The following is a 25,449-nucleotide window of genomic DNA, read 5'->3' as shown; positions in this document are numbered from 1 at the left end:
GCCCGGCGCTGCCGGGCGTCTCAAAAGGGTAAAGCGGTCGATCAGATGCGTTTGGCTTGCTCTACAGCGTTACCGATGTAGTTCGCCGGGGTGAGCAATTTCAGCTCGGCCTTGGCGGCGGCTGGCATGTCCAGACCGTCGATGAAAGTTTGCAGTGCTTCAGGGCTGATGCCCTTGCCACGGGTCAACTCTTTCAGTTTTTCGTACGGGTTTTCGATGTTGTAGCGACGCATCACGGTCTGGATTGGCTCGGCCAATACTTCCCAGCACGCGTCCAGATCGGCAGCAATCTTCTGAGCGTTGAGCTCGAGTTTGCTGATGCCTTTGAGGCTGGCTTCGTACGCGATCACGCTGTGGGCGAAGCCGACACCGAGGTTGCGCAATACGGTGGAGTCGGTCAGGTCGCGCTGCCAGCGGGAGATCGGCAGCTTGCTCGCCAGGTGCTGGAACAGTGCGTTGGCGATGCCCAGGTTGCCTTCGGAGTTTTCGAAGTCGATCGGGTTGACCTTGTGCGGCATGGTCGACGAACCGATTTCGCCAGCGATGGTGCGCTGTTTGAAGTAACCCAGGGAAATGTAGCCCCAGATGTCGCGGTCGAAGTCGATCAGGATGGTGTTGAAGCGCGCGATTGCGTCGAACAGCTCGGCAATGTAGTCGTGCGGTTCGATCTGCGTGGTGTACGGGTTGAAGCCCAGGCCCAGCTCGTCTTCGATGAAGGCGCGGGCGTTCTCTTCCCAATCGATCTCAGGGTAGGCCGACAGGTGAGCGTTGTAGTTGCCGACAGCGCCGTTGATCTTGCCCAGCAGCGGAACCGCCGCGACCTGAGCGATTTGACGCTCCAGACGGTAAACCACGTTCGCCAGCTCTTTGCCCAGGGTGGTCGGCGAAGCCGGTTGACCGTGGGTGCGCGACAGCATTGGCACGTCGGCGAAACGGATGGCCAGTTCGCGGATGGCTTCGGCGGTCTGGCGCATCAGCGGCAGCATCACGTCATCACGGCCTTCGCGCAGCATCAGGGCGTGGGACAGGTTGTTGATGTCCTCGCTGGTGCAGGCAAAGTGGATGAATTCGCTGACCTTGGCCAGTTCCGGCAGCTTGGCCGCTTGCTCTTTGAGCAGGTACTCAATGGCTTTTACGTCGTGGTTGGTGGTGCGCTCGATCTCTTTGACACGCTCGGCGTGCTCCAGAGCGAAGTTTTCCGCCAGGGTGTTCAGCACAGCGTTGGCTTCGGCGGAGAACGCCGGCACTTCGCTGATGCCCGGGTGAGCGGCCAGGCGCTGGAGCCAGCGCACTTCAACCAGAACGCGAGCACGGATCAGGCCGTATTCGCTGAAAATTGGGCGCAGGGCCTGGGTTTTGCCGGCGTAGCGGCCGTCAACAGGGGAAACCGCAGTGAGCGAAGAAAGCTGCATGGGGTGTTCTCGGACAGTCGGGCAACGAAATGGGGCGCGTATCATACATGAAAAAATCCGCCGGTCCGTTGCCAACTGACCAGCGTCTTACGCGTTACAAATTACCAAGGGTCTTGCGGGCGCGGTTCAGCTGCTGCGCATCAGCGGGTAAAGCTCTTTGAGCAACTTGCGACGGCTGATCACCAGCTGCCAGCGATGACCGCCCAACTGCCGCCACAGGCGCGCCGATCGAATCCCGGCCAGCAACAGGGCGCGGATTTTCGAAGCGTTGCTCGGTTGCTGCAGGTTGCGCATGTCGCCGTGGACCTGAATGCGTTGGCGCAAGGTGCTCAGGGTGTCCTGATACAGGGCGCCGCACGCTGCAATGACGTTTTCGTGCGCCGGGCCGAAGTGCTCGACCTGGGATTGAATCTGCGGCAAACGCTTGCCGATCACGTCGAGCATGTCGTTGCGCTTGGCCAGTTGACGCTCCAGGCCGAGCATTGCCAGCGCATAACGCAGCGGCTCGCGCTGAAGGGTGCTTGGGTCGCGTTCCAGGGCGCCGATCAATGCGCGGTAACCTTCACGCAGATTGATGTCGTCGCCGCCGTACACTTCCAGGGTGTCCTTGGGGTCGCGAATCAGCAGGCTACCGAGCATGCACGTCAGGCCGGCTTCGGCGGTCTGGCCGGTCTTGGCGATCTTGTCGACCAGCACGGCGGCGAGGAACACGCCGCCCAGTGCCGTCAGTTGCTCCTGAGTCGGGCTCATTGCTGCTCGCCTTGAGGAGTGCCTTTGCTGGTCCACGGCTCCGCGACTTCGATCACGCCGCCGCCGAGGCAGATTTCACCGTCGTAGAACACCACGGACTGGCCTGGGGTGACCGCGCGTTGCGGGTCATCGAAGGTCGCGCGGTAGCCGTTGGCGGTTTTTTCCAGCGTGCAGGGCTGGTCGCTTTGGCGATAGCGGACTTTAGCTGTCAGCCGGCGCGGTTCGCTCAAGTCGATCGGGTTGACCCAATAGATGTCTGAAGCGAGCAGGGCGCGGGAGAACAGATACGGATGGTCATTGCCCTGGCCAACGATCAGCTCGTTGTGTTCCAGGTCCTTGATCAGCACGTACCACGGCTCGTCACTGGCGTCTTTCAAGCCACCAATGCCCAGGCCCTGACGCTGGCCGATGGTGTGATACATCAAGCCGTGATGACGGCCGATAACTTCACCTTCGGTGGTCTTGATCTCGCCTGGTTGGGCCGGCAGGTATTGCTTGAGGAAGTCGCTGAAGCGGCGCTCACCGATAAAGCAGATTCCGGTGGAGTCCTTTTTCTTCGCGGTGGCGAGTTCGTGTTTCTCGGCAATCGCGCGCACTTCGGGTTTTTCCAGCTCGCCGACCGGGAACAGGGTCTTGGCGATCTGTTCACCGCCGACGGCGTGCAGGAAGTAGCTCTGATCCTTGTTCGGGTCCAGACCCTTGAGCAGCTCGGTACGGCCATCGATGTCGCGGCGTCGCACGTAGTGACCGGTGGCGATCAGGTCGGCACCGAGCATCATGGCGTAGTCCAGGAATGCCTTGAACTTGATCTCGCGGTTGCACAGGATGTCCGGGTTCGGCGTGCGACCGGCCTTGTATTCGGCCAGGAAGTGCTCGAACACGTTGTCCCAGTACTCGGCGGCGAAGTTGGCGGTGTGCAGCTTGATGCCAATCTTGTCGCACACGGCCTGAGCGTCCGCCAGGTCATCCATGGCGGTACAGTATTCCGTTCCATCGTCTTCTTCCCAGTTCTTCATGAACAGGCCTTCCACCTCATAACCCTGCTCGATCAGCAGGAGAGCGGAAACGGAAGAGTCCACGCCGCCGGACATGCCGACAATGACGCGCTTCTTTTGTGTGTCAGAAGGGGCTGGATCACGCATAGGGATTCAATGAGTGTCTTTAAAAAGGACGCGATTCTAACAGGCCGAAGCCCGCAAGGCTAAAGAGAAGGGCGGATCAGTTCGAGGCCGAAGAGTTTGCCGTCCAGATAATCATCAATACAGCGGATGATCAGCTCACTGCGCCAGTTTGCGCGCTGTGCCATGAGTTCGTCACGCGTCAGCCACATTGCGCCGACGATGCCGTCATCCAGCTGATAGTCGGGGTGATGTTTGAGCGGTTTTGCGGTGAAGCAGACCCGCTGATAGGTCACGCCGTTGCTCGGAGCGGTGTAGAGGTAAATGCCCACCACGCCAGTCGGCTCGACGTCCCAGCCGGTTTCTTCGAGGGTTTCACGCACGGCGGCTTCGATCAGGGTTTCGTCCGGGTCCAGATGGCCGGCGGGCTGGTTGAGCACCGTTCGTCCGCCCTTGGATTCTTCGACCATCAGGAAACGGCCGTTGTCTTCGACGATGGTGGCGACGGTGATGTGGGGTAGCCAATCCATAAAGCTTCCTCGAATTTTGAATATTGAAATACGGTCAAATGTGGGAGCGGGCTTGCTCGCGAAAGCGGTGGGTCAATCGACATCATTGTTGAATGATAAACCGCATTCGCGAGCAAGCCCGCTCCCACATTTGTTCGGTGTTCACATTGGAATGTGGGGCAGAAACAGAAACCCCGGCGCAGGGCCGGGGCTTCTTTGCATCCTTACAACCTTAAACCAGCGCAGCGATCGCGGCGTTGAAGGTGTTGCTCGGGCGCATGGCCTTGCTGATCAGCTCGGCATTGGCGTGGTAGTAACCGCCGATGTCCACTGGCTTGCCCTGAACGGCGTTGAGCTCGGCAACGATGGTTGCTTCGTTCCCACTCAGGGTCTTGGCCAGTTCGCCGAACTGCGCTTGCAGTGCAGTGTCTTCGGTCTGGGCAGCCAGGGCTTGAGCCCAGTACAGCGCCAGGTAGAAGTGGCTGCCGCGGTTGTCGATGTTGCCGACTTTGCGCGATGGCGACTTGTTGTTGTCCAGGAACTGGCCGGTGGCCTGATCCAGGGTCTTGGCCAGCACCAGCGCTTTAGGGTTGTTGTAGGTAACACCCAGGTGCTCAAGGGAGGCGGCCAGGGCCAGGAACTCACCCAGGGAATCCCAGCGCAGGAAGTTTTCTTCCAAAAGCTGCTGAACGTGCTTCGGTGCCGAACCGCCGGCGCCGGTTTCGAACAGACCACCGCCGTTCATCAGCGGAACGATCGACAGCATCTTGGCGCTGGTGCCCAGTTCCATGATCGGGAACAGGTCAGTCAGGTAGTCGCGCAGTACGTTGCCGGTCACCGAGATGGTGTCCTTGCCTTCGCGGGTGCGGCCCAGGGTGAAGGCCATCGCGTCGACTGGCGACATGATGCGAATGTCCAGGCCGGAAGTGTCGTGATCCTTCAGGTAAGCCTGAACTTTCTCGATCACTACGCCGTCGTGGGCGCGCATTGGGTCCAGCCAGAAAATCGCTGGAGTGGCGCTTGCGCGAGCACGGTTGACGGCCAGTTTGACCCAGTCCTGGATCGGCGCGTCTTTGGTCTGGCACATGCGGAAGATGTCGCCGGCTTCAACCGACTGCTCCAGCAGGGTGCGGCCAGCGCCATCGGAAACCCGAACTACGCCGTTGGCCTTGATCTGGAAAGTCTTGTCGTGCGAGCCGTACTCTTCGGCTTTTTTCGCCATCAGGCCAACGTTTGGCACGCTGCCCATGGTGGTCGGATCGAAAGCGCCGTGCAGCTTGCAGTCTTCGATCACCGCCTGGTAGATGGTGGCGTAGCAGCGATCCGGAATCACAGCCTTGGTGTCGTGCAGTTGACCGTCAGTGCCCCACATTTTGCCGGAGTCACGGATCATCGCCGGCATCGAGGCGTCGACGATCACGTCGCTCGGCACGTGCAGGTTGGTGATGCCTTTGTCGGAGTTGACCATGGCCAACGACGGACGAGCGGCGTAGACCGCCTGAATGTCCGCTTCGATCTGCGCTTGTTGCTCGGCCGGCAGGGCTTTGATGCGAGCGTACAGGTCGCCGATGCCGTTGTTCAGGTTGAAGCCGATCTGCGCCAGCACGTCAGCGTGCTTGGCCAGTGCGTCTTTATAGAACTCGGCAACGATCTGGCCAAACATGATCGGGTCGGAGACCTTCATCATGGTGGCTTTGAGGTGAACCGACAGCAGCACGCCTTTGGCTTTGGCGTCTTCGATCTCGGCGGCGATGAAGCTGCGCAGCGCGTTTTTGCTAAGTACCGCGCAATCGAGGATCTCACCGGCTTGCACGGTGGTTTTTTCTTTCAGGACGGTGGTGGTGCCGTCTTGAGCGATCAGTTCGATTTTGACGGCGTCAGCGGCGTCGATCAGGGCAGCTTTCTCGCTGCCGTAGAAATCGCCGGTGCTCATGTGCGCGACGTGGGACTTGGAGTCCGCAGCCCAGGCGCCCATTTTGTGCGGGTGCTTGCGAGCGTAGTTCTTGACCGACAGCGGTGCACGACGATCGGAGTTGCCTTCGCGCAGAACCGGGTTTACGGCGCTGCCCTTGATCTTGTCGTAACGCGACTTGGCGAGCTTGTCGGCGTCGCTGGTCACGGTTTCCGGGTAGTCAGGCAGTGCGAAGCCCTGGGCTTGCAGTTCCTTGATCGCGGCTTGCAGTTGCGGAACCGAGGCGCTGATGTTCGGCAACTTGATGATGTTGGCTTCAGGCGTAACGGCCAGGTCGCCCAGTTCGGCGAGGTGGTCGGCTACGGCTTTGTCACCCAGTTGCTCGGGGAAGCTGGCCAGGATGCGCCCTGCAAGAGAGATATCGCGGGTTTCCACGGCGATATCAGCGGAGGCGGTGAAGGCCTCTACGATAGGCAACAGTGAATAGGTGGCGAGGGCGGGAGCTTCGTCGGTGAAGGTATAGATGATCTTCGAGCGGGTGGGCATATTCGGATTAACTCTCTCTTCTTTGCTAAAGCGTGCGCAGAAAAACTCGAGGGGCGCCGGGTAAGCGCGTTCGTTCAAAGTCATCCATGAGCCGAATGTCGAGATTTCTTCGCGGTGATGTTGGGTGCATCAGTCGAGCGTCAAGCGGGTGGACTGCGGTAACAGTCCGGCTTTTTTCGGGCCGAGGGTCTCGTCATAGAGCGGTCGGCCGTCGTGACTCTGTGGTCAGCGGGCGGCATTATACATAGGTAGCTGGCAATCTGCCGATGGTTCATAGGTAACGATTATCGTCCATTGGTCTAAAGGTCGCAGGGGCGAGTGGGGCGTAGAGTCTTGCACCGTGCTTGAGTTTGGCGCTTTTCCCTTTGCTTTCAGGCTTGTACGCCGCGAAGTGTGCAGCTTTGCGGCAGATGGTTGGAACAGAGGGTTTGCGTGCCGATTTAACTGGGGTACGCTCGAACGAAGCCAGATGTTCAATCCAAACAATGGAGTTCAGCATGGGATACAAGAAGATTCAGGTTCCAGCAGTCGGCGACAAAATCACCGTCAACGCGGACCATTCTCTCAATGTTCCTAACAACCCGATCATCCCCTTCATCGAAGGTGACGGTATTGGCGTTGATATCAGCCCGGTCATGATCAAGGTTGTCGATGCTGCTGTTAAGAAGGCTTACGGCGGCGAGCGCAAAATTTCCTGGATGGAAGTCTATGCCGGGGAGAAAGCGACTCAGGTTTACGATCAGGACACCTGGCTACCCCAGGAAACCCTGGACGCAGTTAAAGATTACGTGGTTTCCATCAAGGGCCCTCTGACCACCCCGGTCGGTGGCGGCATCCGTTCCCTGAACGTGGCCCTGCGTCAGCAACTCGACCTTTATGTCTGCCTGCGCCCTGTGCGCTGGTTCGAAGGCGTGCCTAGCCCGGTCAAGAAGCCAGGCGACGTCGACATGACGATCTTCCGTGAGAACTCGGAAGACATCTACGCGGGTATCGAGTGGAAAGCCGGTTCGCCGGAAGCGACCAAAGTCATCAAGTTCCTTAAAGATGAAATGGGCGTCACCAAGATCCGTTTCGACGAAAACTGCGGTATCGGCATCAAGCCGGTTTCGCTGCAAGGCACCAAGCGTCTGGCGCGAAAAGCGCTGCAGTATGTGGTCGATAACGACCGCGACTCGCTGACCATCGTGCACAAAGGCAACATCATGAAGTTCACCGAAGGTGCCTTCAAGGAATGGGCCTACGAAGTGGCGGCTGAAGAGTTCGGCGCGACCCTGCTCGACGGCGGTCCGTGGATGCAGTTCAAAAACCCGAAAACCGGAAAGAACGTTATCGTCAAAGATGCTATCGCCGACGCCATGCTCCAGCAGATCCTGCTGCGCCCGGCCGAATACGATGTGATCGCGACCCTGAACCTGAACGGCGACTACCTCTCCGATGCCCTGGCGGCGGAAGTGGGCGGTATCGGTATCGCACCGGGTGCCAACCTGTCTGACACCATTGCGATGTTCGAAGCGACCCACGGTACTGCGCCGAAGTACGCTGGCAAGGACCAGGTCAACCCGGGTTCCCTGATCCTGTCCGCAGAGATGATGCTGCGTCACATGGGCTGGACCGAAGCGGCTGATCTGATCATCAAGGGCACCAACGGCGCGATTTCCGCCAAGACCGTGACCTATGACTTCCACCGTTTGATGGAAGGCGCGAAACTGCTGTCTTCGTCCGCGTTTGGTGATGCGCTGATTTCGCATATGTAAGCGAATAGGTATAAAAAAAACCGCCTTCTGGCGGTTTTTTTTATGACTGGATGACGGGTTGTATTAACTCGATACAGTTTCTTGCTGGATGGCAGGGGCGGCCTGCTCGTTCTCGGTCGTGACGGACATAATCTTCACGGCATGCAACCCTTTGGGGCCCTGAACAATCTCGAAATTTACAGCTTGCCCAGCCTTGAGAGTCTTGTACCCATTCATCTCAATGGCCGAGTAGTGCGCAAAGAAATCAATAAGATGACCGTCCTCGTCACGACCTTCTCTGGCATCGGTGTTAATGAAACCGAACCCCTTGGCATTGTTGAACCATTTCACCTTGCCGACTGACATACCCATATCCCTCTGCAACAGACTCCATCACTGGAGTATCATCCAGTTCATCCGCAGTCATTTCCTGGAAATAAGATTGACTCCGCGGACCTTTTTTACCCACTGTGGGCTCTATTGTTTGTAACACCGTTTTCCCGATAGTCAAGGTGACCGGGCAGTCGGAGTTGAAATCGTCCATAGCCGCCCCCACCACTGTATTTGCACAACTGACGAACCTTTCTTTCCATGCATGCAATCAGCCAGATTCGACTAACATTCAATCAGGATCACCCTGATTCACACGACGACGATTCCGCAGGCATTGCTGTTCAGGAGGCAAAGCCTGCTTTACAGGCGCCGCCGATGTACAAGGTGGTTTTGTTCAATGATGACTACACACCGATGGATTTCGTCGTCGAAGTGCTCGAGGTGTTTTTTAACCTGAATCGCGAGCTGGCGACCAAGGTCATGCTGGCCGTCCACACAGAAGGACGGGCAGTATGTGGAGTGTTTACCCGTGACATCGCCGAGACTAAGGCCATGCAGGTCAACCAGTACGCCAGGGAAAGCCAGCATCCGCTACTCTGTGAAATCGAGAAGGACGGTTAATCGCCGACCACTTGGGTATGAGGTGAAGCTATGTTAAACCGCGAGCTCGAAGTCACCCTCAATCTTGCCTTCAAGGAGGCCCGTTCGAAGCGTCATGAATTCATGACCGTCGAGCACCTCCTGCTGGCCCTATTGGACAATGAGGCTGCCGCCACCGTTTTGCGTGCCTGCGGCGCAAACCTCGACAAACTCAAGCACGACCTGCAGGAGTTCATCGACTCCACCACGCCATTGATCCCCGTTCATGACGAGGATCGTGAGACCCAGCCAACCCTGGGCTTCCAGCGTGTTCTGCAACGTGCTGTCTTTCACGTACAGAGCTCGGGCAAACGCGAAGTGACTGGCGCCAACGTACTGGTCGCGATCTTCAGTGAGCAAGAGAGTCAGGCAGTGTTCCTGCTGAAACAGCAGAGCGTTGCGCGCATCGATGTCGTCAACTACATCGCACACGGCATTTCCAAAGTGCCGGGGCATGGCGATCACTCTGAAGGTGAGCAAGATATGCAGGACGACGAGGGCGGTGAGTCTTCTTCTTCAGGCAATCCTCTGGATGCTTATGCCAGCAACCTCAACGAACTCGCGCGCCAGGGTCGAATCGATCCATTGGTAGGCCGTGAGCTGGAGGTTGAGCGCGTCGCGCAGATCCTGGCGCGTCGTCGCAAAAACAATCCGTTGCTGGTGGGCGAGGCGGGCGTGGGTAAAACCGCGATTGCCGAAGGCCTGGCCAAGCGCATTGTCGACAACCAGGTACCAGACCTGCTGGCCAACAGCGTGGTGTATTCCCTCGATCTGGGGGCCTTGCTGGCCGGGACCAAATACCGCGGCGATTTCGAGAAACGCTTCAAGGCGTTGCTCAATGAGCTGAAAAAACGTCCGCAGGCGATCCTGTTCATCGACGAAATCCATACCATCATTGGTGCGGGTGCCGCGTCCGGTGGGGTCATGGATGCCTCGAACCTGCTCAAGCCGCTGCTGTCGTCGGGCGATATTCGCTGCATCGGCTCGACCACTTTCCAGGAATTCCGCGGGATTTTCGAGAAGGACCGTGCTCTGGCCCGGCGCTTCCAGAAGGTCGATGTGTCGGAACCTTCGGTGGAAGACACCATTGGTATCCTGCGCGGCCTGAAAGGTCGTTTCGAAGCGCACCACAACATCGAATACAGCGATGAAGCCCTGCGCGCCGCTGCTGAACTGGCCTCGCGTTACATCAATGACCGGCACATGCCGGACAAGGCGATCGACGTCATCGACGAGGCGGGCGCCTATCAGCGTCTGCAACCGATCGAGAAGCGCGTGAAACGTATCGAAGTGCCTCAGGTCGAGGACATCGTTGCGAAAATCGCGCGAATTCCGCCAAAACACGTCACCAGCTCCGACAAAGAGCTGCTGCGTAACCTTGAGCGTGACCTGAAGCTGACAGTATTTGGTCAGGATGCCGCAATCGACTCGCTGTCGACCGCGATCAAGCTGTCCCGTGCCGGCCTCAAGTCGCCTGACAAGCCAGTCGGTTCGTTCCTGTTCGCAGGGCCTACCGGTGTCGGTAAAACCGAAGCGGCGCGTCAGCTGGCCAAGGCGTTGGGTATCGAACTGGTTCGTTTCGACATGTCCGAGTACATGGAGCGCCACACCGTTTCGCGTCTGATCGGTGCGCCTCCAGGCTATGTCGGGTTCGATCAGGGCGGCCTGCTGACCGAAGCCATCACCAAGCAGCCTCACTGCGTGCTGTTGCTCGATGAGATCGAGAAGGCGCATCCGGAAGTCTTCAACCTGCTGCTGCAGGTCATGGACCACGGTACGCTGACCGATAACAACGGGCGCAAGGCGGACTTCCGTAACGTGATCGTCATCATGACGACCAACGCCGGTGCCGAAACGGCAGCTCGTGCTTCGATCGGTTTCACCCATCAGGACCACTCGTCCGATGCAATGGAAGTGATCAAGAAGAGCTTCACGCCAGAGTTCCGCAACCGTCTGGACACCATTATCCAGTTTGGTCGCCTCAGCCATGAGGTCATCAAAAGCGTGGTGGACAAGTTCCTTACCGAGCTTCAGGCGCAGCTGGAAGACAAGCGCGTGCAGCTGGAAGTGACGGACGCGGCGCGCAGCTGGCTGGCAGCAGGCGGCTACGACTCGGCGATGGGTGCTCGACCAATGGCGCGTTTGATTCAGGACAAGATCAAGCGTCCGCTGGCGGAAGAGATCCTCTTTGGCGAACTGGCCGACCATGGTGGTGTGGTTCACATCGATCTCAAGGACGGCGAGCTGACCTTCGACTTCGAGACCACGGCTGAAATGGCCTGACAGTTATCGCAAGAAAGCAAAAGGCGCCGAAAGGCGCCTTTTTGCTGTCTGCTGGATGTGCCTCAACCCCCTGTGGGAGCGGGCTTGCTCGCGAATGCGGTGGGTCAGCTTGCATCAATGTCGACTGACCCACCGCATTCGTCGGAATGCCGCCCAGAGCAAGCCCCCCCCCACACAGGGGGATTGGGGGGCATCAAAATCCGCAAACAAAAACGCCCGGCATAAACCGGGCGTTTTGTATTGACTTGATTAGCGAGCGCGGTAAGTGATGCGCCCTTTGCTCAAGTCATAGGGCGTCAGCTCGACGCGCACTTTGTCGCCGGTAAGAATACGAATGTAATTCTTGCGCATCTTGCCGGAGATATGCGCGGTTACGACGTGCCCATTTTCCAACTCCACACGAAACATGGTGTTGGGCAGGGTGTCGACGACAGTGCCTTCCATTTCGAAGCTGTCTTCTTTCGACATGCAGTAAAGCCCTCGGTGTCCAATGAATGGCCCGGTGCAACTGCGCCAGGCAAAAGCGGCGTGCATTGTGCCCGAAAAATGGGGTTTAAGCCAAGGGGTTTACGGCTTGCTCTAGTTCAGGATGACCCAGCGCTGATTAATCAGCAGTTCGATAGGGCGATATTGAGTCTTGTAACTCATCTTTTTGCAGTTTTTGATCCAATAGCCCAGATAGACGGCCTCCAGTCCCAGACGCTGAGCCTCGGCGATTTGCCAGAGGATCGCATAGCGCCCCAGGCTGCGGCGTTCTTCAGCGGGCTCGTAGAAGGTGTAAACGGCCGACAGACCGTTCGGCAGCAAGTCGGTGACGGCCACTGCCACCAGTCGCCCTTCGAGGCGGAATTCGTAGAATCGGGAAAACGGCAGGTCACGTACCAGGAACGTCGCAAACTGATCGCGACTCGGCGGGTACATATCGCCATCGGCGTGACGCTGTTCGATATACCGCTGATAAAGGTCGAAATACTCTTCGCTGAATTGCGGCCTGGCAGGGCGCACCTGCAGGTCGACGTTGCGTTTGAAGATGCGTTTCTGCTGGCGGTTGGGCGAAAATTGCGCCACAGGGATACGCGCCGGTACGCACGCATTGCAATTCTGGCAATGAGGCCGGTAAAGATGATCGCCGCTACGACGGAAACCCATTTCAGACAGGTCTGCATAGACATGCACATCCATGGGCTGACTAGGGTCGAGGAACAAGGTCGTGGCCTGCTCCTCGGGCAGATAACTGCAAGAGTGGGGCTGAGTGGCATAAAACTTCAAACGCGCCAACTCGGTCATGATCAACCCTCGGGATAAGCTTTGAATTAAGTGTAAGCCACGCGCGCAAAAGTCGCTCAGCAAACCCAGGTTGCGCGGCTGGGTTGGTCCAGATGCTGCGCAAGGTAGTCGGCAAACTCGCGGCGGGGAATCGCTCGGGCGCCGAGGCTGTGCAGATGGTCGGTCGGCATCTGGCAGTCGATCAGCACAAAGCCTGAGTCTTTCAGATGTCGGACCAGCGTGGCAAAGCCATATTTCGAGGCGTTGTCGGCGCGGCTGAACATGGACTCGCCGAAAAACAGCTGACCCATCGCCAGGCCGTAGAGCCCTCCGACCAGTTCACCCTGGTCCCAGACTTCCACCGAATGGGCGTAGCCACGCCTGTGCAGCTCCAGGTAGGCGTTCTGCATGGCTTCTGTGATCCAGGTGCCGTCGGCGTAATCCCGAGGCGCGGCGCAAGCGCGGATGACCGCGGCAAAATCCTGATCAAAGGTCACTTGATAGCGTTGCTGGCGCAGCAATTTGTTCAGGCTGCGCGAGACATGCAGTTCGTCGGGAAACAGCACGGTGCGCGGATCCGGCGACCACCAGAGAATCGGCTGGCCTTCCGAGAACCACGGAAAACAGCCGTGGCGATAGGCCTGAATCAGACGATCGGCGGACAGATCCCCGCCCGCGGCCAACAGCCCGTTGGGATCGCGCATGGCTTTTTCCAGGGGCGGGAAGGTCAGGGTGTTGCGTTGTAACCAAGTCAGCATGGCATCCGGGCTTGCAGAAGGGGAGGGCGATGGTGGGCGGGTGGGCCCACCGTGAAGTGTGCCGTCAAATGACTGGAATGTCGTCGAGATACTTCTCGGCGTCCAGCGCGGCCATGCAACCGGCCCCGGCAGACGTGACGGCCTGGCGATAAACGTGATCGGCCACGTCCCCGGCGGCAAATACGCCCGGGATTTCGGTGCTGGTAGCATCACCTTCGCTGCCGCCCTTGACCAGCAGGTAGCCGTTACGCATTTTCAGCTGGCCTTCGAACAGGTCGGTGTTGGGCTTGTGGCCAATAGCGATGAACACGCCGGTCAGCGGCAGTTCACTGGTTTCGTCAGTGTGGCTGTCCCGCAGGCGGGCGCCGGTCACACCGCTGGCATCACCCAGCACTTCATCCAGATTCTGGTTCCAGTGCAGGCGGATATTGCCTTTGGCGGCTTTTTCGAAGAGTTTGTCCTGAAGAATCTTCTCCGAGCGCAACTTGTCGCGGCGGTGAATCAGGTGAACTTCCTTGGCGATGTTTGACAGGTACAGCGCTTCTTCAACTGCCGTGTTGCCGCCGCCAACGACGGCGACCACCTGATTGCGGTAGAAGAAACCGTCGCACGTCGCGCAGGCCGACACGCCTTTGCCGGCAAATGTCTCTTCCGATGGCAGCCCCAGGTATTGCGCCGAGGCGCCGGTGGCGATAATCAGCGCATCGCAGGTGTAAGTGCCGCTGTCGCCGATGAGTTCGAACGGGCGCTGTTGCAACTTGGCAGTGTGAATGTGGTCGTAAACGATCTCTGTGTGAAAGCGTTCGGCGTGTTTTTGCATGCGTTCCATCAGCACCGGGCCGGTGAGGCCTTCGACATCACCGGGCCAGTTGTCGACTTCGACGGTGGTGGTGAGCTGGCCACCTGCCTGTATGCCGGTAATCACAACGGGGTTGAGGTTGGCGCGGGCGGCATAAACGGCAGCGCTGTAACCGGCGGGGCCGGAACCCAGAATGATCAGGCGGGAATGCTTCGCTTCGCTCATAAAAACACCTCATAAGCCTTTGTCACAAAAGAGAATGCATGCTCAAATTGAAACGCGCGTCATGTGCTGTTGGCTATGCTACACCTTGGGTTTCAAGCATGGCATCGAACGAACAAACCCGTACAATGCCTGCCTGTAACAGCGTTTGTAATAAAATAAGCGTTGCGCGCCGTGTTTATAAAAACCGGGGTGTAGTGTTAAAAGTAGTCCCAGTTGCGCCTGTTAACTTTTTTGCCTGCCTGGATTGGGCAGTTTTTTATAGTCATTCAACAGATGGACGCGCCATAGGCGCAGGAAAAGAAGCGTTTTGAAGAAATCCACCGCAGCACCAAAAACAGTCGTTCCGCTCTGGCGCCAGCAATTGCACTACCGGCTCAAGGAAGGTGCATTGATCGCCATCGGGGGCTTGTGCCTGTTCCTGATGATGGCCTTGTTGACCTACGGCAAGGACGATCCGGGCTGGAGCCATAACAGCAAGATCGACGATGTGCAGAACTTCGGTGGGCCGGTCGGCTCCTACAGCGCCGATATCCTGTTCATGGTGTTGGGTTACTTCGCCTATATCTTCCCGTTGTTGCTGGCGATCAAGGCCTATCAAATCTTCCGTCAACGCCACGAGCAGTGGGAGTGGAGCGGCTGGCTGTTTTCCTGGCGCCTGATCGGCCTGGTGTTTCTGGTGCTGTCGGGCGCGGCCCTGGCCCATATCCATTTCCACGCCGCGACCGGTCTGCCGGCCGGCGCTGGCGGCGCTTTGGGCGAAAGCCTCGGTGATCTGGCCAGGAATGCCCTGAACATCCAGGGCAGTACGCTGGTGTTCATCGCGTTGTTCCTGTTTGGCCTGACGGTGTTCACCGACCTCTCGTGGTTCAAAGTGATGGACCTCACCGGCAAAATAACCCTCGACCTGTTCGAATTGTTCCAGGGCGCGGCCAATCGCTGGTGGGCGGCGCGTGTCGAGCGTAAACAACTGGTTGCGCAGTTGCGTGAAGTCGATGATCGCGTGCACAACGTGGTCGCGCCGACCGTCACGGACAAGCGTGAGCAAGCCAAGGTCAAGGAACGCCTGATCGAACGTGAGCAGGCCCTGAGCAAACACATGTCGGACCGCGAGAAGCAGGTGCCGCCAGTGATTGCCCCTGCGCCGCCCAAACCAGCGGCGCCCAGCAAACGGGTGGAAAAAGAGAAACAGGCGCCGTTGTTCGTCGACAGCGCCGTCGAAGGCACCTTGCCGCCGATCTCGATTCTCGACCCGGCAGAAAAGAAACAACTCAATTACTCGCCTGAATCCCTGGCGGCGGTCGGCCATTTGCTGGAAATCAAGCTCAAGGAATTCGGCGTCGAAGTGTCGGTGGATTCGATTCACCCAGGCCCGGTGATTACCCGTTACGAAATCCAGCCAGCGGCCGGCGTCAAGGTCAGCCGCATCTCCAACCTGGCGAAAGACCTGGCACGTTCCCTGGCCGTGACCAGCGTGCGCGTGGTGGAAGTGATTCCGGGCAAGACCACCGTCGGTATCGAGATTCCTAACGAAGACCGCCAGATCGTGCGCTTCTCCGAAGTGCTGTCGACCCCCGAGTACGACAACTTCAAGTCGCCGGTTACTTTGGCTCTGGGCCACGACATCGGCGGCAAGCCGGTCATCACCGACCTGGCGAAAATGCCTCACTTGCTGGTAGCCGGTACGACCGGTTCCGGTAAATCGGTGGGCGTGAACGCGATGATCCTGTCGATCCTGTTCAAGTCCGGCCCGGAAGACGCCAAGCTGATCATGATCGACCCGAAAATGCTTGAGCTGTCGATCTACGAAGGCATTCCGCACCTGTTGTGCCCGGTCGTGACCGACATGAAGGACGCCGCCAACGCCCTGCGCTGGAGCGTGGCCGAGATGGAACGTCGCTACAAGCTGATGGCGAAGATGGGCGTGCGTAACCTGTCGGGCTTCAACGCCAAGGTCAAGGAAGCCCAGGACGCCGGTACGCCATTGACCGATCCGTTGTACAAGCGCGAAAGCATTCACGACGAAGCACCGCTGCTGACCAAGCTGCCGACCATTGTCGTGGTGGTGGACGAATTCGCCGACATGATGATGATCGTCGGCAAGAAGGTTGAAGAACTGATCGCCCGTATCGCCCAGAAGGCCCGTGCCGCCGGTATCCACTTGATCCTCGCGACCCAGCGTCCGTCGGTTGACGTGATCACCGGTCTGATCAAGGCCAACATTCCGACCCGTATGGCGTTCCAGGTGTCGAGCAAGATCGATTCGCGCACCATCATCGACCAGGGCGGCGCCGAACAACTGTTGGGCCACGGTGACATGCTCTACATGCCGCCGGGCACCAGCCTGCCGATCCGTGTTCACGGTGCTTTTGTCTCCGATGACGAGGTTCACCGGGTGGTTGAGGCCTGGAAACTGCGCGGCGCACCGGAATACAACGACGAGATTCTCGCCGGTGTCGAAGAGCCGGGAAGTGGCTTTGAAGGCGGCAGCAGTGGCGACGATGACAGTGAATCCGACGCGCTCTACGACGAAGCGGTGCAGTTCGTACTGGAAAGCCGTCGAGCGTCCATCTCTGCGGTTCAACGCAAGCTGAAAATCGGCTACAACCGCGCCGCGCGCATGATCGAAGCCATGGAGATGGCCGGGGTCGTGACGTCCATGAACACCAACGGTTCGCGTGAAGTCCTGGCTCCGGGCCCGGTACGCGACTGAATTGATTGAAACGCGGTGGCGTAATGACGCGCCATCGCACCCCCACGAATGTTATGAGGACTCCCATGCGTCTTATCCGCATGCTGTTGCTGCCGGTTTTGGCTTTGACCACGCTCTCGGCCCACGCCGATGACAAGGACGTGGCGCGTCTGACCCAATTGCTGGAAAAATCCCAGACCCTGACCGCGCGTTTCTCCCAGTTGACCCTCGACGGCAGCGGCACCCAATTGCAGGAAACCGCGGGTGAAATGTCCTTGCAGCGTCCTGGCTTGTTTTACTGGCACACCAATGCGCCGGCTGAACAAACGATGGTCTCCGACGGCAAGAAGGTAACGTTGTGGGATCCGGACCTTGAGCAGGCCACCATCAAGAACCTCGATCAGCGCCTGACCCAGACCCCGGCGTTGCTGCTGTCCGGTGACGTGTCCAAGATCAGCCAGAGCTTCGACATCAGCGCCAAGGAAGCCGGTGGCGTGATCGACTTCACCTTGAAGCCGAAAACCAAGGACACCCTGTTCGACAGCCTGCGCCTCTCGTTCCGCAATGGCCTGGTCAATGACATGCAGATGATCGACAGCGTCGGTCAGCGCACCAACATCCTGTTCACCGGCGTGAAAGCCAACGAGCCGATTCCGGCGTCCAAGTTCAAGTTCGACATCCCCAAGGGTGCCGATGTGATCCAGGAATAACCCGCCGTACCTGTGGGAGCGGGCTTGCTCGCGAAGAGGGCGTGTCAGTCGCCATCAATGTTGTCTGACACACCGCATTCGCGAGCAAGCCCGCTCCCACAGGTACCGATGTGTTCAATACTCAATTGATCGGCATCAGGACCCAGTGAGGTTTCATAAGTAGTGATGGACCTGTTTCGCAGTGCCCCGATAGCTCAGCCCTTGGCCGCCCGTTTGCGTGCGGCCAATCTGGACGAGTACGTCGGTCAGGAACACCTGCTCGCTCGCGGCAAGCCTTTGCGCGAAGCGCTGGAGCAGGGTGCCTTGCACTCGATGATTTTCTGGGGCCCACCGGGTGTGGGCAAGACCACCCTGGCGCGGCTGCTGGCGGAAGTCTCGGATGCGCACTTCGAAACGGTTTCGGCGGTACTGGCCGGCGTGAAGGAAATCCGTCAGGCGGTGGAAATCGCCAAGCAGCAGGCCGGGCAGTACGGCCGGCGGACCATCCTGTTCGTCGATGAAGTGCATCGCTTCAACAAGTCTCAGCAGGACGCGTTCCTGCCGTACGTTGAAGACGGCACGCTGATTTTCATTGGCGCAACCACTGAAAATCCCTCCTTCGAACTCAACAACGCGCTGCTCTCCCGAGCCCGCGTCTACGTGCTCAAAAGCCTCGACGAAGCGGCCCTGCGCAAACTGGTGCATCGCGCGCTGACTGAAGAGCGTGGCCTGGGCAAGCGGCAACTGACCCTCAGCGATGAAGGCTTCCAGATGCTGCTGTCGGCCGCCGATGGCGATGGCCGGCGTCTGCTCAACCTGCTGGAAAACGCCTCGGACCTGGCTGAAGACAACAGCGAGATCGGCGTCGACCTGCTGCAAAGCCTGCTCGGTGATACCCGTCGACGTTTCGACAAGGGCGGCGAAGCGTTTTACGACCAGATTTCCGCGCTGCATAAATCCGTGCGCGGCTCCAATCCCGACGGTGCACTGTACTGGTTCGCCCGAATGATCGACGGCGGTTGCGATCCGCTGTACCTGGCCCGGCGCGTGGTGCGCATGGCCAGCGAAGACATCGGCAACGCCGATCCCCGCGCCCTGAGCCTGTGCCTGGCGGCGTGGGAAGTGCAGGAGCGCCTCGGCAGTCCCGAAGGCGAGTTGGCGGTCGCCCAGGCCATCACCTATCTGGCTTGCGCGCCGAAAAGCAACGCGGTGTACATGGGTTTCAAAGCTGCCATGCGCAGCGCCACCGAACACGGTTCGCTGGAAGTGCCGCTGCACCTGCGCAACGCGCCGACCAAGCTGATGAAGCAACTGGGTTATGGCGACGAATACCGTTACGCCCACGATGAGCCGGACGCTTACGCCGCTGGCGAAGACTATTTCCCGGAAGAACTCGAGCCACAACCGTTCTATCAGCCGGTGCCGCGTGGCCTGGAGCTGAAAATCGGCGAGAAGCTCAATCACCTCGCGCAACTTGACCGTCTCAGCCCCCGGCAGCGGAGAAAATAGTGATTCCATTGATCGTTGCCGTTTCTGTGGGTGGTATCGCCGGAACGCTTTTGCGCTTTGCCACGGGTAACTGGGTCAACGCTAATTGGCCGCGGCACTTCTATACCGCGACGCTGGCCGTTAATATCGTCGGCTGTTTGCTGATCGGCGTTCTATACGGTCTGTTTTTAATACGCCCGGAGGTGCCGTTTGAGGTGCGCGCCGGGTTGATGGTCGGCTTCCTCGGGGGGCTGACGACTTTTTCATCTTTTTCACTGGATACGGTGCGTCTGCTGGAAACCGGGCAAATACCGCTGGCTTTTGTCTATGCTGCCATCAGCGTATTCGGCGGACTGCTCGCTACCTGGGCTGGCCTGTCCTTGACCAAACTTTGATAACGAGAGACCGACATGCTCGATTCCAAACTGTTACGTAGCAACCTTCAGGACGTAGCGGACCGCCTGGCATCCCGTGGCTACACGCTGGATGTTGCGCGCATCGAAGCGCTGGAAGAACAGCGCAAGACCGTCCAGACCCGCACCGAAGCACTGCAGGCTGACCGTAATGCGCGCTCCAAATCCATCGGCCAGGCCAAGCAGCGCGGCGAAGACATCGCGCCGCTGATGGCCGACGTCGAGCGCATGGCGAACGAATTGAGCGCCGGTAAAGTCGAGCTGGACGCGATCCAGACCGATCTGGATTCGATCCTGCTCGGCATCCCGAACCTGCCGCATGAATCCGTGCCGATCGGTGATGACGAAGACGGTAACGTCGAAGTGCGCCGCTGGGGAACCCCGACCGCGTTCGATTTCCCGGTTCAGGACCATGTCGCCCTGGGCGAGAAATTTGGCTGGCTGGACTTCGAAACCGCCGCCAAGCTGTCCGGCGCCCGTTTCGCTCTGTTGCGCGGCCCGATTGCTCGCATGCACCGCGCCCTGGCGCAGTTCATGATCAACCTGCACACCAGCGAACACGGTTACGAAGAGGCCTACACGCCTTATCTGGTTCAAGCGCCGGCGTTGCAAGGCACGGGTCAGCTGCCGAAGTTCGAAGAAGACCTGTTCAAGATTGCTCGCGAAGGCGAAGCCGATCTGTACCTGATTCCGACCGCCGAAGTGTCGCTGACCAACATCGTCGCTGGTGAAATCGTCGATTCGAAACTGCTGCCGATCAAGTTCGTCGCCCACACGCCATGCTTTCGCAGTGAAGCCGGTGCGTCGGGTCGCGATACGCGCGGGATGATCCGTCAGCACCAGTTCGACAAAGTTGAAATGGTCCAGATCGTTGAGCCGTCGACCTCGATGGAAGCGCTGGAAGGCCTGACGGCCAACGCCGAAAAAGTCCTGCAATTGCTCGAACTGCCTTATCGCACTATTGCGCTATGCACCGGCGACATGGGCTTCAGCGCGGTCAAGACTTACGACCTGGAAGTGTGGATCCCGAGCCAGGACAAATACCGCGAGATTTCGTCGTGCTCCAACTGCGGCGACTTCCAGGCCCGCCGTATGCAAGCGCGTTTCCGCAACCCGGAAACCGGCAAGCCTGAACTGGTTCACACCCTGAACGGTTCCGGCCTGGCGGTCGGTCGTACGCTGGTGGCGGTGCTGGAAAACTACCAGCAGGCCGACGGTTCGATCCGTGTGCCGGACGTGCTGAAACCGTACATGGGTGGCCTTGAGGTCATCGGCTAAATGGACTATCTGCCGCTGTTCCATAACCTTCGCGGCAGTCGTGTCTTGGTCGTCGGCGGGGGGGAGATTGCCTTGCGCAAATCCCGCCTGCTGGCCGAAGCCGGTGCGCTGCTGCGGGTGGTCGCACCTGAAATCGAACCGCAACTGCGCGAACTGGTTGCCGGCAGCGGTGGCGAGTGTCTGGTGCGAGGCTACGTTGAATCGGACCTGGACGGTTGCGGGCTGATCATCGCCGCCACCGACGACGAACCGCTGAACGCGCAAGTCTCCGCCGATGCCCATCGGCGTTGCGTGCCGGTCAATGTGGTGGACGCGCCAGCCTTGTGCAGCGTGATCTTCCCGGCGATCGTCGACCGTTCTCCTTTGATCGTAGCGGTCTCCAGCGGCGGCGACGCGCCGGTGCTGGCGCGGTTGATCCGCGCCAAACTGGAAACCTGGATTCCTTCCACCTACGGTCAACTGGCCGGCCTGGCCGCGCGTTTTCGCACCCAGGTCAAACACCTGTTCCCGGATGTGCAGCAGCGTCGGGCGTTCTGGGAAGATGTGTTCCAGGGCCCGATTGCCGACCGACAACTGGCCGGGCAGGGCGCCGAAGCCGAGCGCTTGATGCTGGCGAAAATTGCCGGTGAAGCACCGAATGCAACGGGCGAAGTCTATTTGGTGGGCGCCGGCCCGGGTGATCCCGACCTGCTGACCTTCCGTGCCTTGCGTCTGATGCAGCAAGCCGATGTGGTGCTGTATGACCGCCTGGTGGCACCGGCGATTCTGGATTTGTGCCGTCGCGATGCCGAGCGGGTTTACGTCGGCAAGCGTCGCGCCGATCACGCTGTGCCTCAGGATCAGATCAACCAGCAATTGGTGGATTTGGCCAAGCAAGGCAAGCGGGTCGTGCGATTGAAGGGCGGTGATCCGTTCATCTTCGGTCGCGGCGGTGAAGAGATCGAAGAACTGGCGGCCCATGGCATCCCGTTCCAGGTGGTGCCGGGTATCACCGCGGCCAGCGGTTGCGCGGCGTATGCCGGGATTCCGCTGACTCACCGTGATTACGCGCAGTCTGTGCGTTTTGTCACCGGGCACCTGAAGGACGGTTCCACCGATTTGCCCTGGGCCGACCTGGTCGCGCCGGCGCAAACCCTGGTGTTTTACATGGGGTTGGTGGGTTTGCCGATCATCTGCGAGCAGTTGATCAAGCATGGTCGCGCGGCGGATACGCCAGCGGCGTTGATCCAGCAGGGCACCACGGTCAATCAGCGGGTGTTTACCGGCACCTTGGCCGATTTGCCAAGTTTGGTGGCGGAGCATGAAGTGCATGCGCCGACGCTGGTGATCGTTGGGGAAGTGGTGCAATTACGCGAGAAACTGGCGTGGTTCGAGGGCGCTCAGGCGCAAGTCTAGAGACCGCGTCGGCCCCCTTCGCGAGCAAGCCCGCTCCCACATTTGACCGTGCTCTTCAGTTAGAACTCGGTCAAATGTGGGAGCGGGTTTGCTCGCGAAGGGGCCCTCAAAACCGCCCCAGTATTTCAGATCAGGTCTGGCTCTTAAGCCAAATCCCTTTCCCACTCAACCGCTCGCGATCATGCGGCGCTGTGAATGCCTGCGCCGGCCCTTTAGGCACGATCCCCGTCGGATTGATGGTCTTGTGGCTGCCGTAGTAGTGATTCTTGATGTGCTCGAAATCCACCGTCTCGGCAATCCCCGGCCACTGATAAATCTCCCGTAGCCAGTTCGACAGATTCGGATAATCGGCAATCCGCCGCAGGTTGCATTTGAAGTGCCCGTAATACACCGCGTCAAAGCGAATCAACGTGGTGAACAGCCGAATATCAGCTTCAGTCAGGTATTCGCCGGTCAGGTAACGATTGGCGCCCAACAGCTGTTCCAGGCGATCCAGTTCGTTAAACACATCATCGAACGCCTCTTCATAAGCCTTCTGCGCCGTAGCAAACCCTGCGCGATACACGCCATTGTTCACCGCCGGATAAATTCGTTCGTTCAACGCGTCGATCTCGCCCCGCAACGGCGCCGGGTAGAAATCCAGGTCATTACCCGTCAAATCATCGAAGGCGCCATTGAACATGCGGATGATCTCCGCCGATTCATTGTTAACGATGCGATTTTGCTGTTTGTCCCAAAGCACCGGGACGGTGACGCGGCCAGTGTAGTCGGCGGTATCGGCGGTGTAGCGCTGGTGCATGAAATTGAAATGATCGAGCTTGTCCCCGGTCGATCCGAGGTTCTGGTCGAAGGTCCAGCCGTTTTCCAGCATCAACCAACTGACCACCGAGACGTCGATGAGGCTTTCGAGGCCTTTGAGTTTGCGCAGGATCAGCGTGCGGTGAGCCCATGGACAGGCGAGGGACACGTAGAGGTGATAACGACCGGCCTCGGCCGCAAAGCCACCGACACCGCTCGGGCCCGGTTTGCCGTCGGCGGTCAGCCAGTTGCGACGCTGCGCTTGTTCACGCTGGAACGTACCGTCATTTCCGCTTTCGTACCACTGGTCATGCCAGCGACCTTCAACTAACAAACCCATGTTCAAGACTCCTCAACCAATAAGCGTTGGAGAGGAGTCTATTCGCATAGGTTCGATAAAAAAGCGCAAAGGTTGGGCGCTTATGATCGGTTAAATCGATTTGTCCCGCGCTTCCCAATACTGCTGGGCGGTTTCGAAGGCGTGGTCGCGGGTTTGACCCAGGCCGCGCAAGGCCAGGGCCATGGTCGAGATCAGCGCCATTTGCGGATAGCTGTCGACCAGGTCGCCACGCCACACGGCTTTCAAATGCTCAGGATCGAGGGTGGCCGGTTTGACGTGGCGTTGTGCCGACAACTGCGGCCATTCCTCGTCCCAGCTTTCACCGCCAGTGGTGCCGTACAAGTGACTGTCGGCGTCCGGGTTGATCTCGATTTCGCCGCCGTCGCCTTTCACCACAATCGCGGTATCGCCGAGTAAACCGCTGGCATCGCGATGCACCGCCTGGTAACCGGGGTGGAAAATGCTTTGCAGGCCACAGCGGGCACTCAACGGGTTGAGAATCCGCGTCAGGGAATGGATCGGCGAGCGCAGGCCCAAGGTGTTGCGCAGGTCGATCATTCGTTGCAGCTGCGGTGCCCAATCCACCAGCGGCATGAAGGCCAGACCGCCGTTATCCAGTGCGTGGCCGACCTGCTGCCAGTCACGGCACAACGGAATCTTCAACTCATCCAGCAGTTGCTCGCTGTACAGCCGACCGGCCGTGTGTGCGCCGCCGCCATGCATGAAAATCCGCACACCGTTCTGCGCCAGACACTTGGCGGCCAACAGGTACCAAGGCAGATGGCGTTTCTTGCCGGCATACGTCGGCCAGTCCAGATCGACGGCCAGTGCCGGCGGATTCAACCGTTCACGCAACGCTTCGGTAAACCCCGCCATTTCCTCAGCGCTTTCTTCCTTGTGCCTCAACAGCATCAGGAACGCGCCGAGCTGGGTGTCCTCGACCTTATGGTCGAGTACCATGCCCATGGCTTCGCGGGCTTCTTCACGGGTCAAGTCGCGGGCGCCGCGTTTGCCCTTGCCGAGAATGCGCACGAACTGGGCGAACGGATGTTCGGCGGGTGTTTCGAGGGTCAGCGCTGGGTAGTCGGTCATAAGCAATTCGTCGGTTTGGGCAGGCCCGCCAGTTTCGCGGCGAGTTTGGCAGGGGTGCCTTTGAACAGTCGGTTCAGGTGCAGGCTGTTGCCCTTGTCCGGGCCCAGCTTCATTGCTGTGTACTTGATCAGCGGACGGGTGGCCGGCGACAGCTGGAATTCGGCGTAGAAGCTGCGCAGCAGTTCGAGGATTTCCCAGTGTTCGGGGCTCAACTCGATGTCTTCGGCGGCGGCCAGGGCGCTGGCCACTTCGCAGGACCAGTCGCTCAGTTCGACCAGGAAGCCGTCCTTGTCCAACTCGATGGCGCGTGCGCCGACCGTCAGGGATTTCATAGCCAACTGTTGACCTTGTCGTAGTGAATCGACAGCTCGACGAAGGCCGGGTAATCGATGGCCTTGGCCGTGTCAGGAATCTCCAGCGCGCGAGCCTGGGCGTCTTCGGCCAGTACGAACAGTTTCAGATGGCGGGCGTTCAGCGCATTGAACGGCGCGGTGCCGGGTTGCAACGCATAAACCGCGTCGCCAGTCAGCAGCAGCGCATCGTCAGTGCCCATCAAGCGCAGGCAACTGGTCAGGCGATCGTCGCCGAACGGGGAATGAGACAACACATGCAAAGTCGACATCAGAGGGTGATCACCTGGTCGTAACGGTCAATAAGTGCGGTGATTTCGTGGGCGGCCAGCACCTGCGCTTCTTCCAGCGACAAGCCGGCCGGGTTCAGACCCCGTTCCGCAACGCTGTCGCCACAGACAAACAGCTCGTCGACACCGAACATCGGCAAGGCTTGCAGGTTGGCGCTCAGGTCTTTCTGCTGGAGGGCCTTGGCGTCCTGTTTCGCGGCGAGCTGGAACACCCCGTCATCGAGAAACAGCAGGCCGATCGGCAGATCAAAGGCACCGCCGGCCAACACGATGTCCAGCGCTTCCCGCGCACTCGGCCCGGACCAGGGCGCCTGACGGCTGATAATCAGCAAGGATTTAGCCAT

General features: G+C 59.1%; 25 protein-coding genes. 10 read left to right on the top strand and 15 right to left on the bottom strand.

The window, feature by feature from the left end; all coding sequences use genetic code 11:
• Positions 1 to 41: 41 nt before the first annotated feature.
• The 5 genes from purB to DFS28_RS05860 all read right to left on the bottom strand — a co-directional run bounded on the left by purB (position 42) and on the right by DFS28_RS05860 (position 6,247).
• Entirely contained in the window at positions 42 to 1,412 is a 1,371-nt protein-coding gene (gene purB / locus DFS28_RS05880; protein WP_074878189.1) for an adenylosuccinate lyase, read from the bottom strand.
• Between the two features lie 126 nt (positions 1,413 to 1,538).
• Positions 1,539 to 2,162 (bottom strand): high frequency lysogenization protein HflD, encoded by a 624-nt coding sequence (hflD, locus tag DFS28_RS05875; protein WP_033057057.1) that lies wholly within the window; start codon positions 2,160 to 2,162, stop codon positions 1,539 to 1,541.
• Positions 2,159 to 3,304: a tRNA 2-thiouridine(34) synthase MnmA gene (gene mnmA / locus DFS28_RS05870; RefSeq protein ID WP_111448961.1), complete on the bottom strand. Its 1,146-nt coding sequence runs from the start codon at positions 3,302 to 3,304 to the stop codon at positions 2,159 to 2,161. Before mnmA ends, hflD begins: the two co-directional genes overlap by 4 nt.
• A gap of 59 nt (positions 3,305 to 3,363) precedes the next feature.
• Positions 3,364 to 3,810 (bottom strand): NUDIX hydrolase, encoded by a 447-nt coding sequence (locus DFS28_RS05865; RefSeq protein ID WP_111448960.1) that lies wholly within the window; start codon positions 3,808 to 3,810, stop codon positions 3,364 to 3,366.
• Positions 3,811 to 4,021: 211 nt separating this feature from the next.
• Positions 4,022 to 6,247, bottom strand: coding sequence for an NADP-dependent isocitrate dehydrogenase (locus DFS28_RS05860; protein WP_111448959.1), 2,226 nt, complete (start codon positions 6,245 to 6,247; stop codon positions 4,022 to 4,024).
• A gap of 497 nt (positions 6,248 to 6,744) precedes the next feature.
• Between DFS28_RS05860 and icd the strand changes: the two genes are divergently transcribed.
• Positions 6,745 to 8,001, top strand: coding sequence for an NADP-dependent isocitrate dehydrogenase (gene icd, locus DFS28_RS05850; RefSeq protein ID WP_010458895.1), 1,257 nt, complete (start codon positions 6,745 to 6,747; stop codon positions 7,999 to 8,001).
• Between the two features lie 63 nt (positions 8,002 to 8,064).
• Here icd and DFS28_RS05845 read toward each other — a convergent pair whose 3' ends face one another.
• Positions 8,065 to 8,346, bottom strand: a complete 282-nt coding sequence (locus DFS28_RS05845; RefSeq protein WP_111449128.1) for a cold shock domain-containing protein — start codon at positions 8,344 to 8,346, stop codon at positions 8,065 to 8,067.
• 225 nt (positions 8,347 to 8,571) lie between these two features.
• On the opposite strand from DFS28_RS05845, the gene clpS reads away from it, so the two are divergent.
• Together clpS and clpA are read left to right on the top strand one after the other, a co-directional pair.
• Complete coding sequence (clpS, locus tag DFS28_RS05840; protein ID WP_027925124.1) at positions 8,572 to 8,934, top strand: ATP-dependent Clp protease adapter ClpS; 363 nt, start codon at positions 8,572 to 8,574, stop codon at positions 8,932 to 8,934.
• 30 nt (positions 8,935 to 8,964) lie between these two features.
• Positions 8,965 to 11,235: an ATP-dependent Clp protease ATP-binding subunit ClpA gene (clpA, locus tag DFS28_RS05835; RefSeq protein WP_008146900.1), complete on the top strand. Its 2,271-nt coding sequence runs from the start codon at positions 8,965 to 8,967 to the stop codon at positions 11,233 to 11,235.
• Between the two features lie 249 nt (positions 11,236 to 11,484).
• Here clpA and infA read toward each other — a convergent pair whose 3' ends face one another.
• From infA to trxB, 4 genes are all read right to left on the bottom strand, one after another.
• Positions 11,485 to 11,703: a translation initiation factor IF-1 gene (gene infA, locus DFS28_RS05830; RefSeq protein ID WP_002553999.1), complete on the bottom strand. Its 219-nt coding sequence runs from the start codon at positions 11,701 to 11,703 to the stop codon at positions 11,485 to 11,487.
• Positions 11,704 to 11,814: 111 nt separating this feature from the next.
• Positions 11,815 to 12,522 carry an arginyltransferase gene (locus tag DFS28_RS05825; protein WP_111448957.1) on the bottom strand — a complete coding sequence of 236 codons (708 nt, stop codon included), beginning with the start codon at positions 12,520 to 12,522 and terminating at the stop codon, positions 11,815 to 11,817.
• Between the two features lie 56 nt (positions 12,523 to 12,578).
• Positions 12,579 to 13,259 carry a leucyl/phenylalanyl-tRNA--protein transferase gene (gene aat, locus DFS28_RS05820; protein WP_076027908.1) on the bottom strand — a complete coding sequence of 227 codons (681 nt, stop codon included), beginning with the start codon at positions 13,257 to 13,259 and terminating at the stop codon, positions 12,579 to 12,581.
• A gap of 64 nt (positions 13,260 to 13,323) precedes the next feature.
• Complete coding sequence (gene trxB / locus DFS28_RS05815) at positions 13,324 to 14,283, bottom strand: thioredoxin-disulfide reductase (RefSeq protein ID WP_111448956.1); 960 nt, start codon at positions 14,281 to 14,283, stop codon at positions 13,324 to 13,326.
• Positions 14,284 to 14,321: 38 nt separating this feature from the next.
• Here trxB and DFS28_RS30390 point away from each other — a divergent pair, with 38 nt between their 5' ends.
• The 7 genes from DFS28_RS30390 (at position 14,322) to cysG (ending at position 22,235) form a co-directional block, all read left to right on the top strand.
• The gene (locus tag DFS28_RS30390; protein ID WP_132834031.1) at positions 14,322 to 14,594 is read left to right on the top strand and encodes a hypothetical protein; all 273 of its coding nucleotides are present in this window, start codon (positions 14,322 to 14,324) and stop codon (positions 14,592 to 14,594) included.
• Positions 14,591 to 16,993, top strand: coding sequence for a DNA translocase FtsK (locus DFS28_RS05810; RefSeq protein WP_111448955.1), 2,403 nt, complete (start codon positions 14,591 to 14,593; stop codon positions 16,991 to 16,993). The genes DFS28_RS30390 and DFS28_RS05810 overlap by 4 nt, the downstream gene beginning before the upstream one ends.
• A gap of 65 nt (positions 16,994 to 17,058) precedes the next feature.
• On the top strand, positions 17,059 to 17,682 hold the full coding sequence (lolA, locus tag DFS28_RS05805) for an outer membrane lipoprotein chaperone LolA (protein ID WP_008154853.1): 624 nt from the start codon (positions 17,059 to 17,061) through the stop codon (positions 17,680 to 17,682).
• A gap of 165 nt (positions 17,683 to 17,847) precedes the next feature.
• Positions 17,848 to 19,170 (top strand): replication-associated recombination protein A, encoded by a 1,323-nt coding sequence (locus DFS28_RS05800; RefSeq protein ID WP_111448954.1) that lies wholly within the window; start codon positions 17,848 to 17,850, stop codon positions 19,168 to 19,170.
• Positions 19,170 to 19,544: a fluoride efflux transporter CrcB gene (crcB, locus tag DFS28_RS05795; protein WP_111448953.1), complete on the top strand. Its 375-nt coding sequence runs from the start codon at positions 19,170 to 19,172 to the stop codon at positions 19,542 to 19,544. Before DFS28_RS05800 ends, crcB begins: the two co-directional genes overlap by 1 nt.
• Before the next feature lie 15 nt (positions 19,545 to 19,559).
• Positions 19,560 to 20,840, top strand: coding sequence for a serine--tRNA ligase (serS, locus tag DFS28_RS05790; RefSeq protein ID WP_008154844.1), 1,281 nt, complete (start codon positions 19,560 to 19,562; stop codon positions 20,838 to 20,840).
• Positions 20,841 to 22,235 (top strand): siroheme synthase CysG, encoded by a 1,395-nt coding sequence (gene cysG, locus DFS28_RS05785; protein ID WP_008154841.1) that lies wholly within the window; start codon positions 20,841 to 20,843, stop codon positions 22,233 to 22,235. It begins immediately after the preceding gene.
• Positions 22,236 to 22,365: 130 nt separating this feature from the next.
• Here cysG and DFS28_RS05780 read toward each other — a convergent pair whose 3' ends face one another.
• The 5 genes from DFS28_RS05780 to tusC all read right to left on the bottom strand — a co-directional run bounded on the left by DFS28_RS05780 (position 22,366) and on the right by tusC (position 25,449).
• Entirely contained in the window at positions 22,366 to 23,373 is a 1,008-nt protein-coding gene (locus DFS28_RS05780; RefSeq protein ID WP_111448952.1) for a glutathione S-transferase family protein, read from the bottom strand.
• Between the two features lie 90 nt (positions 23,374 to 23,463).
• Positions 23,464 to 24,465, bottom strand: coding sequence for a glycosyl transferase family protein (locus tag DFS28_RS05775; RefSeq protein WP_111448951.1), 1,002 nt, complete (start codon positions 24,463 to 24,465; stop codon positions 23,464 to 23,466).
• Complete coding sequence (locus DFS28_RS05770) at positions 24,462 to 24,797, bottom strand: TusE/DsrC/DsvC family sulfur relay protein (protein ID WP_111448950.1); 336 nt, start codon at positions 24,795 to 24,797, stop codon at positions 24,462 to 24,464. Before DFS28_RS05770 ends, DFS28_RS05775 begins: the two co-directional genes overlap by 4 nt.
• Positions 24,794 to 25,087 carry a sulfurtransferase complex subunit TusB gene (tusB, locus tag DFS28_RS05765; protein WP_111448949.1) on the bottom strand — a complete coding sequence of 98 codons (294 nt, stop codon included), beginning with the start codon at positions 25,085 to 25,087 and terminating at the stop codon, positions 24,794 to 24,796. Before tusB ends, DFS28_RS05770 begins: the two co-directional genes overlap by 4 nt.
• On the bottom strand, positions 25,087 to 25,449 hold the full coding sequence (gene tusC, locus DFS28_RS05760; protein WP_111448948.1) for a sulfurtransferase complex subunit TusC: 363 nt from the start codon (positions 25,447 to 25,449) through the stop codon (positions 25,087 to 25,089). Before tusC ends, tusB begins: the two co-directional genes overlap by 1 nt.

The organism is Pseudomonas sp. 478, assembly GCF_003254125.1.
GTDB lineage: Bacteria > Pseudomonadota > Gammaproteobacteria > Pseudomonadales > Pseudomonadaceae > Aquipseudomonas.
This window is presented reverse-complemented; position numbering and strand designations above follow the sequence as displayed.

Coding starts and splice junctions, on each gene's coding strand:
- purB (WP_074878189.1), bottom strand. CDS start 1,412: ATGCAGCTTTCTTCGCTCACTGCGGTTTCCCCTGTTGACGGCCGCTAC.
- hflD (WP_033057057.1), bottom strand. CDS start 2,162: ATGAGCCCGACTCAGGAGCAACTGACGGCACTGGGCGGCGTGTTCCTC.
- mnmA (WP_111448961.1), bottom strand. CDS start 3,304: ATGCGTGATCCAGCCCCTTCTGACACACAAAAGAAGCGCGTCATTGTC.
- DFS28_RS05865 (WP_111448960.1), bottom strand. CDS start 3,810: ATGGATTGGCTACCCCACATCACCGTCGCCACCATCGTCGAAGACAAC.
- DFS28_RS05860 (WP_111448959.1), bottom strand. CDS start 6,247: ATGCCCACCCGCTCGAAGATCATCTATACCTTCACCGACGAAGCTCCC.
- icd (WP_010458895.1), top strand. CDS start 6,745: ATGGGATACAAGAAGATTCAGGTTCCAGCAGTCGGCGACAAAATCACC.
- DFS28_RS05845 (WP_111449128.1), bottom strand. CDS start 8,346: ATGTCAGTCGGCAAGGTGAAATGGTTCAACAATGCCAAGGGGTTCGGT.
- clpS (WP_027925124.1), top strand. CDS start 8,572: ATGCATGCAATCAGCCAGATTCGACTAACATTCAATCAGGATCACCCT.
- clpA (WP_008146900.1), top strand. CDS start 8,965: ATGTTAAACCGCGAGCTCGAAGTCACCCTCAATCTTGCCTTCAAGGAG.
- infA (WP_002553999.1), bottom strand. CDS start 11,703: ATGTCGAAAGAAGACAGCTTCGAAATGGAAGGCACTGTCGTCGACACC.
- DFS28_RS05825 (WP_111448957.1), bottom strand. CDS start 12,522: ATGACCGAGTTGGCGCGTTTGAAGTTTTATGCCACTCAGCCCCACTCT.
- aat (WP_076027908.1), bottom strand. CDS start 13,259: ATGCTGACTTGGTTACAACGCAACACCCTGACCTTCCCGCCCCTGGAA.
- trxB (WP_111448956.1), bottom strand. CDS start 14,283: ATGAGCGAAGCGAAGCATTCCCGCCTGATCATTCTGGGTTCCGGCCCC.
- DFS28_RS30390 (WP_132834031.1), top strand. CDS start 14,322: ATGCTCAAATTGAAACGCGCGTCATGTGCTGTTGGCTATGCTACACCT.
- lolA (WP_008154853.1), top strand. CDS start 17,059: ATGCGTCTTATCCGCATGCTGTTGCTGCCGGTTTTGGCTTTGACCACG.
- DFS28_RS05800 (WP_111448954.1), top strand. CDS start 17,848: ATGGACCTGTTTCGCAGTGCCCCGATAGCTCAGCCCTTGGCCGCCCGT.
- serS (WP_008154844.1), top strand. CDS start 19,560: ATGCTCGATTCCAAACTGTTACGTAGCAACCTTCAGGACGTAGCGGAC.
- cysG (WP_008154841.1), top strand. CDS start 20,841: ATGGACTATCTGCCGCTGTTCCATAACCTTCGCGGCAGTCGTGTCTTG.
- DFS28_RS05780 (WP_111448952.1), bottom strand. CDS start 23,373: ATGGGTTTGTTAGTTGAAGGTCGCTGGCATGACCAGTGGTACGAAAGC.
- DFS28_RS05775 (WP_111448951.1), bottom strand. CDS start 24,465: ATGACCGACTACCCAGCGCTGACCCTCGAAACACCCGCCGAACATCCG.
- DFS28_RS05770 (WP_111448950.1), bottom strand. CDS start 24,797: ATGAAATCCCTGACGGTCGGCGCACGCGCCATCGAGTTGGACAAGGAC.
- tusB (WP_111448949.1), bottom strand. CDS start 25,087: ATGTCGACTTTGCATGTGTTGTCTCATTCCCCGTTCGGCGACGATCGC.
- tusC (WP_111448948.1), bottom strand. CDS start 25,449: ATGGCTAAATCCTTGCTGATTATCAGCCGTCAGGCGCCCTGGTCCGGG.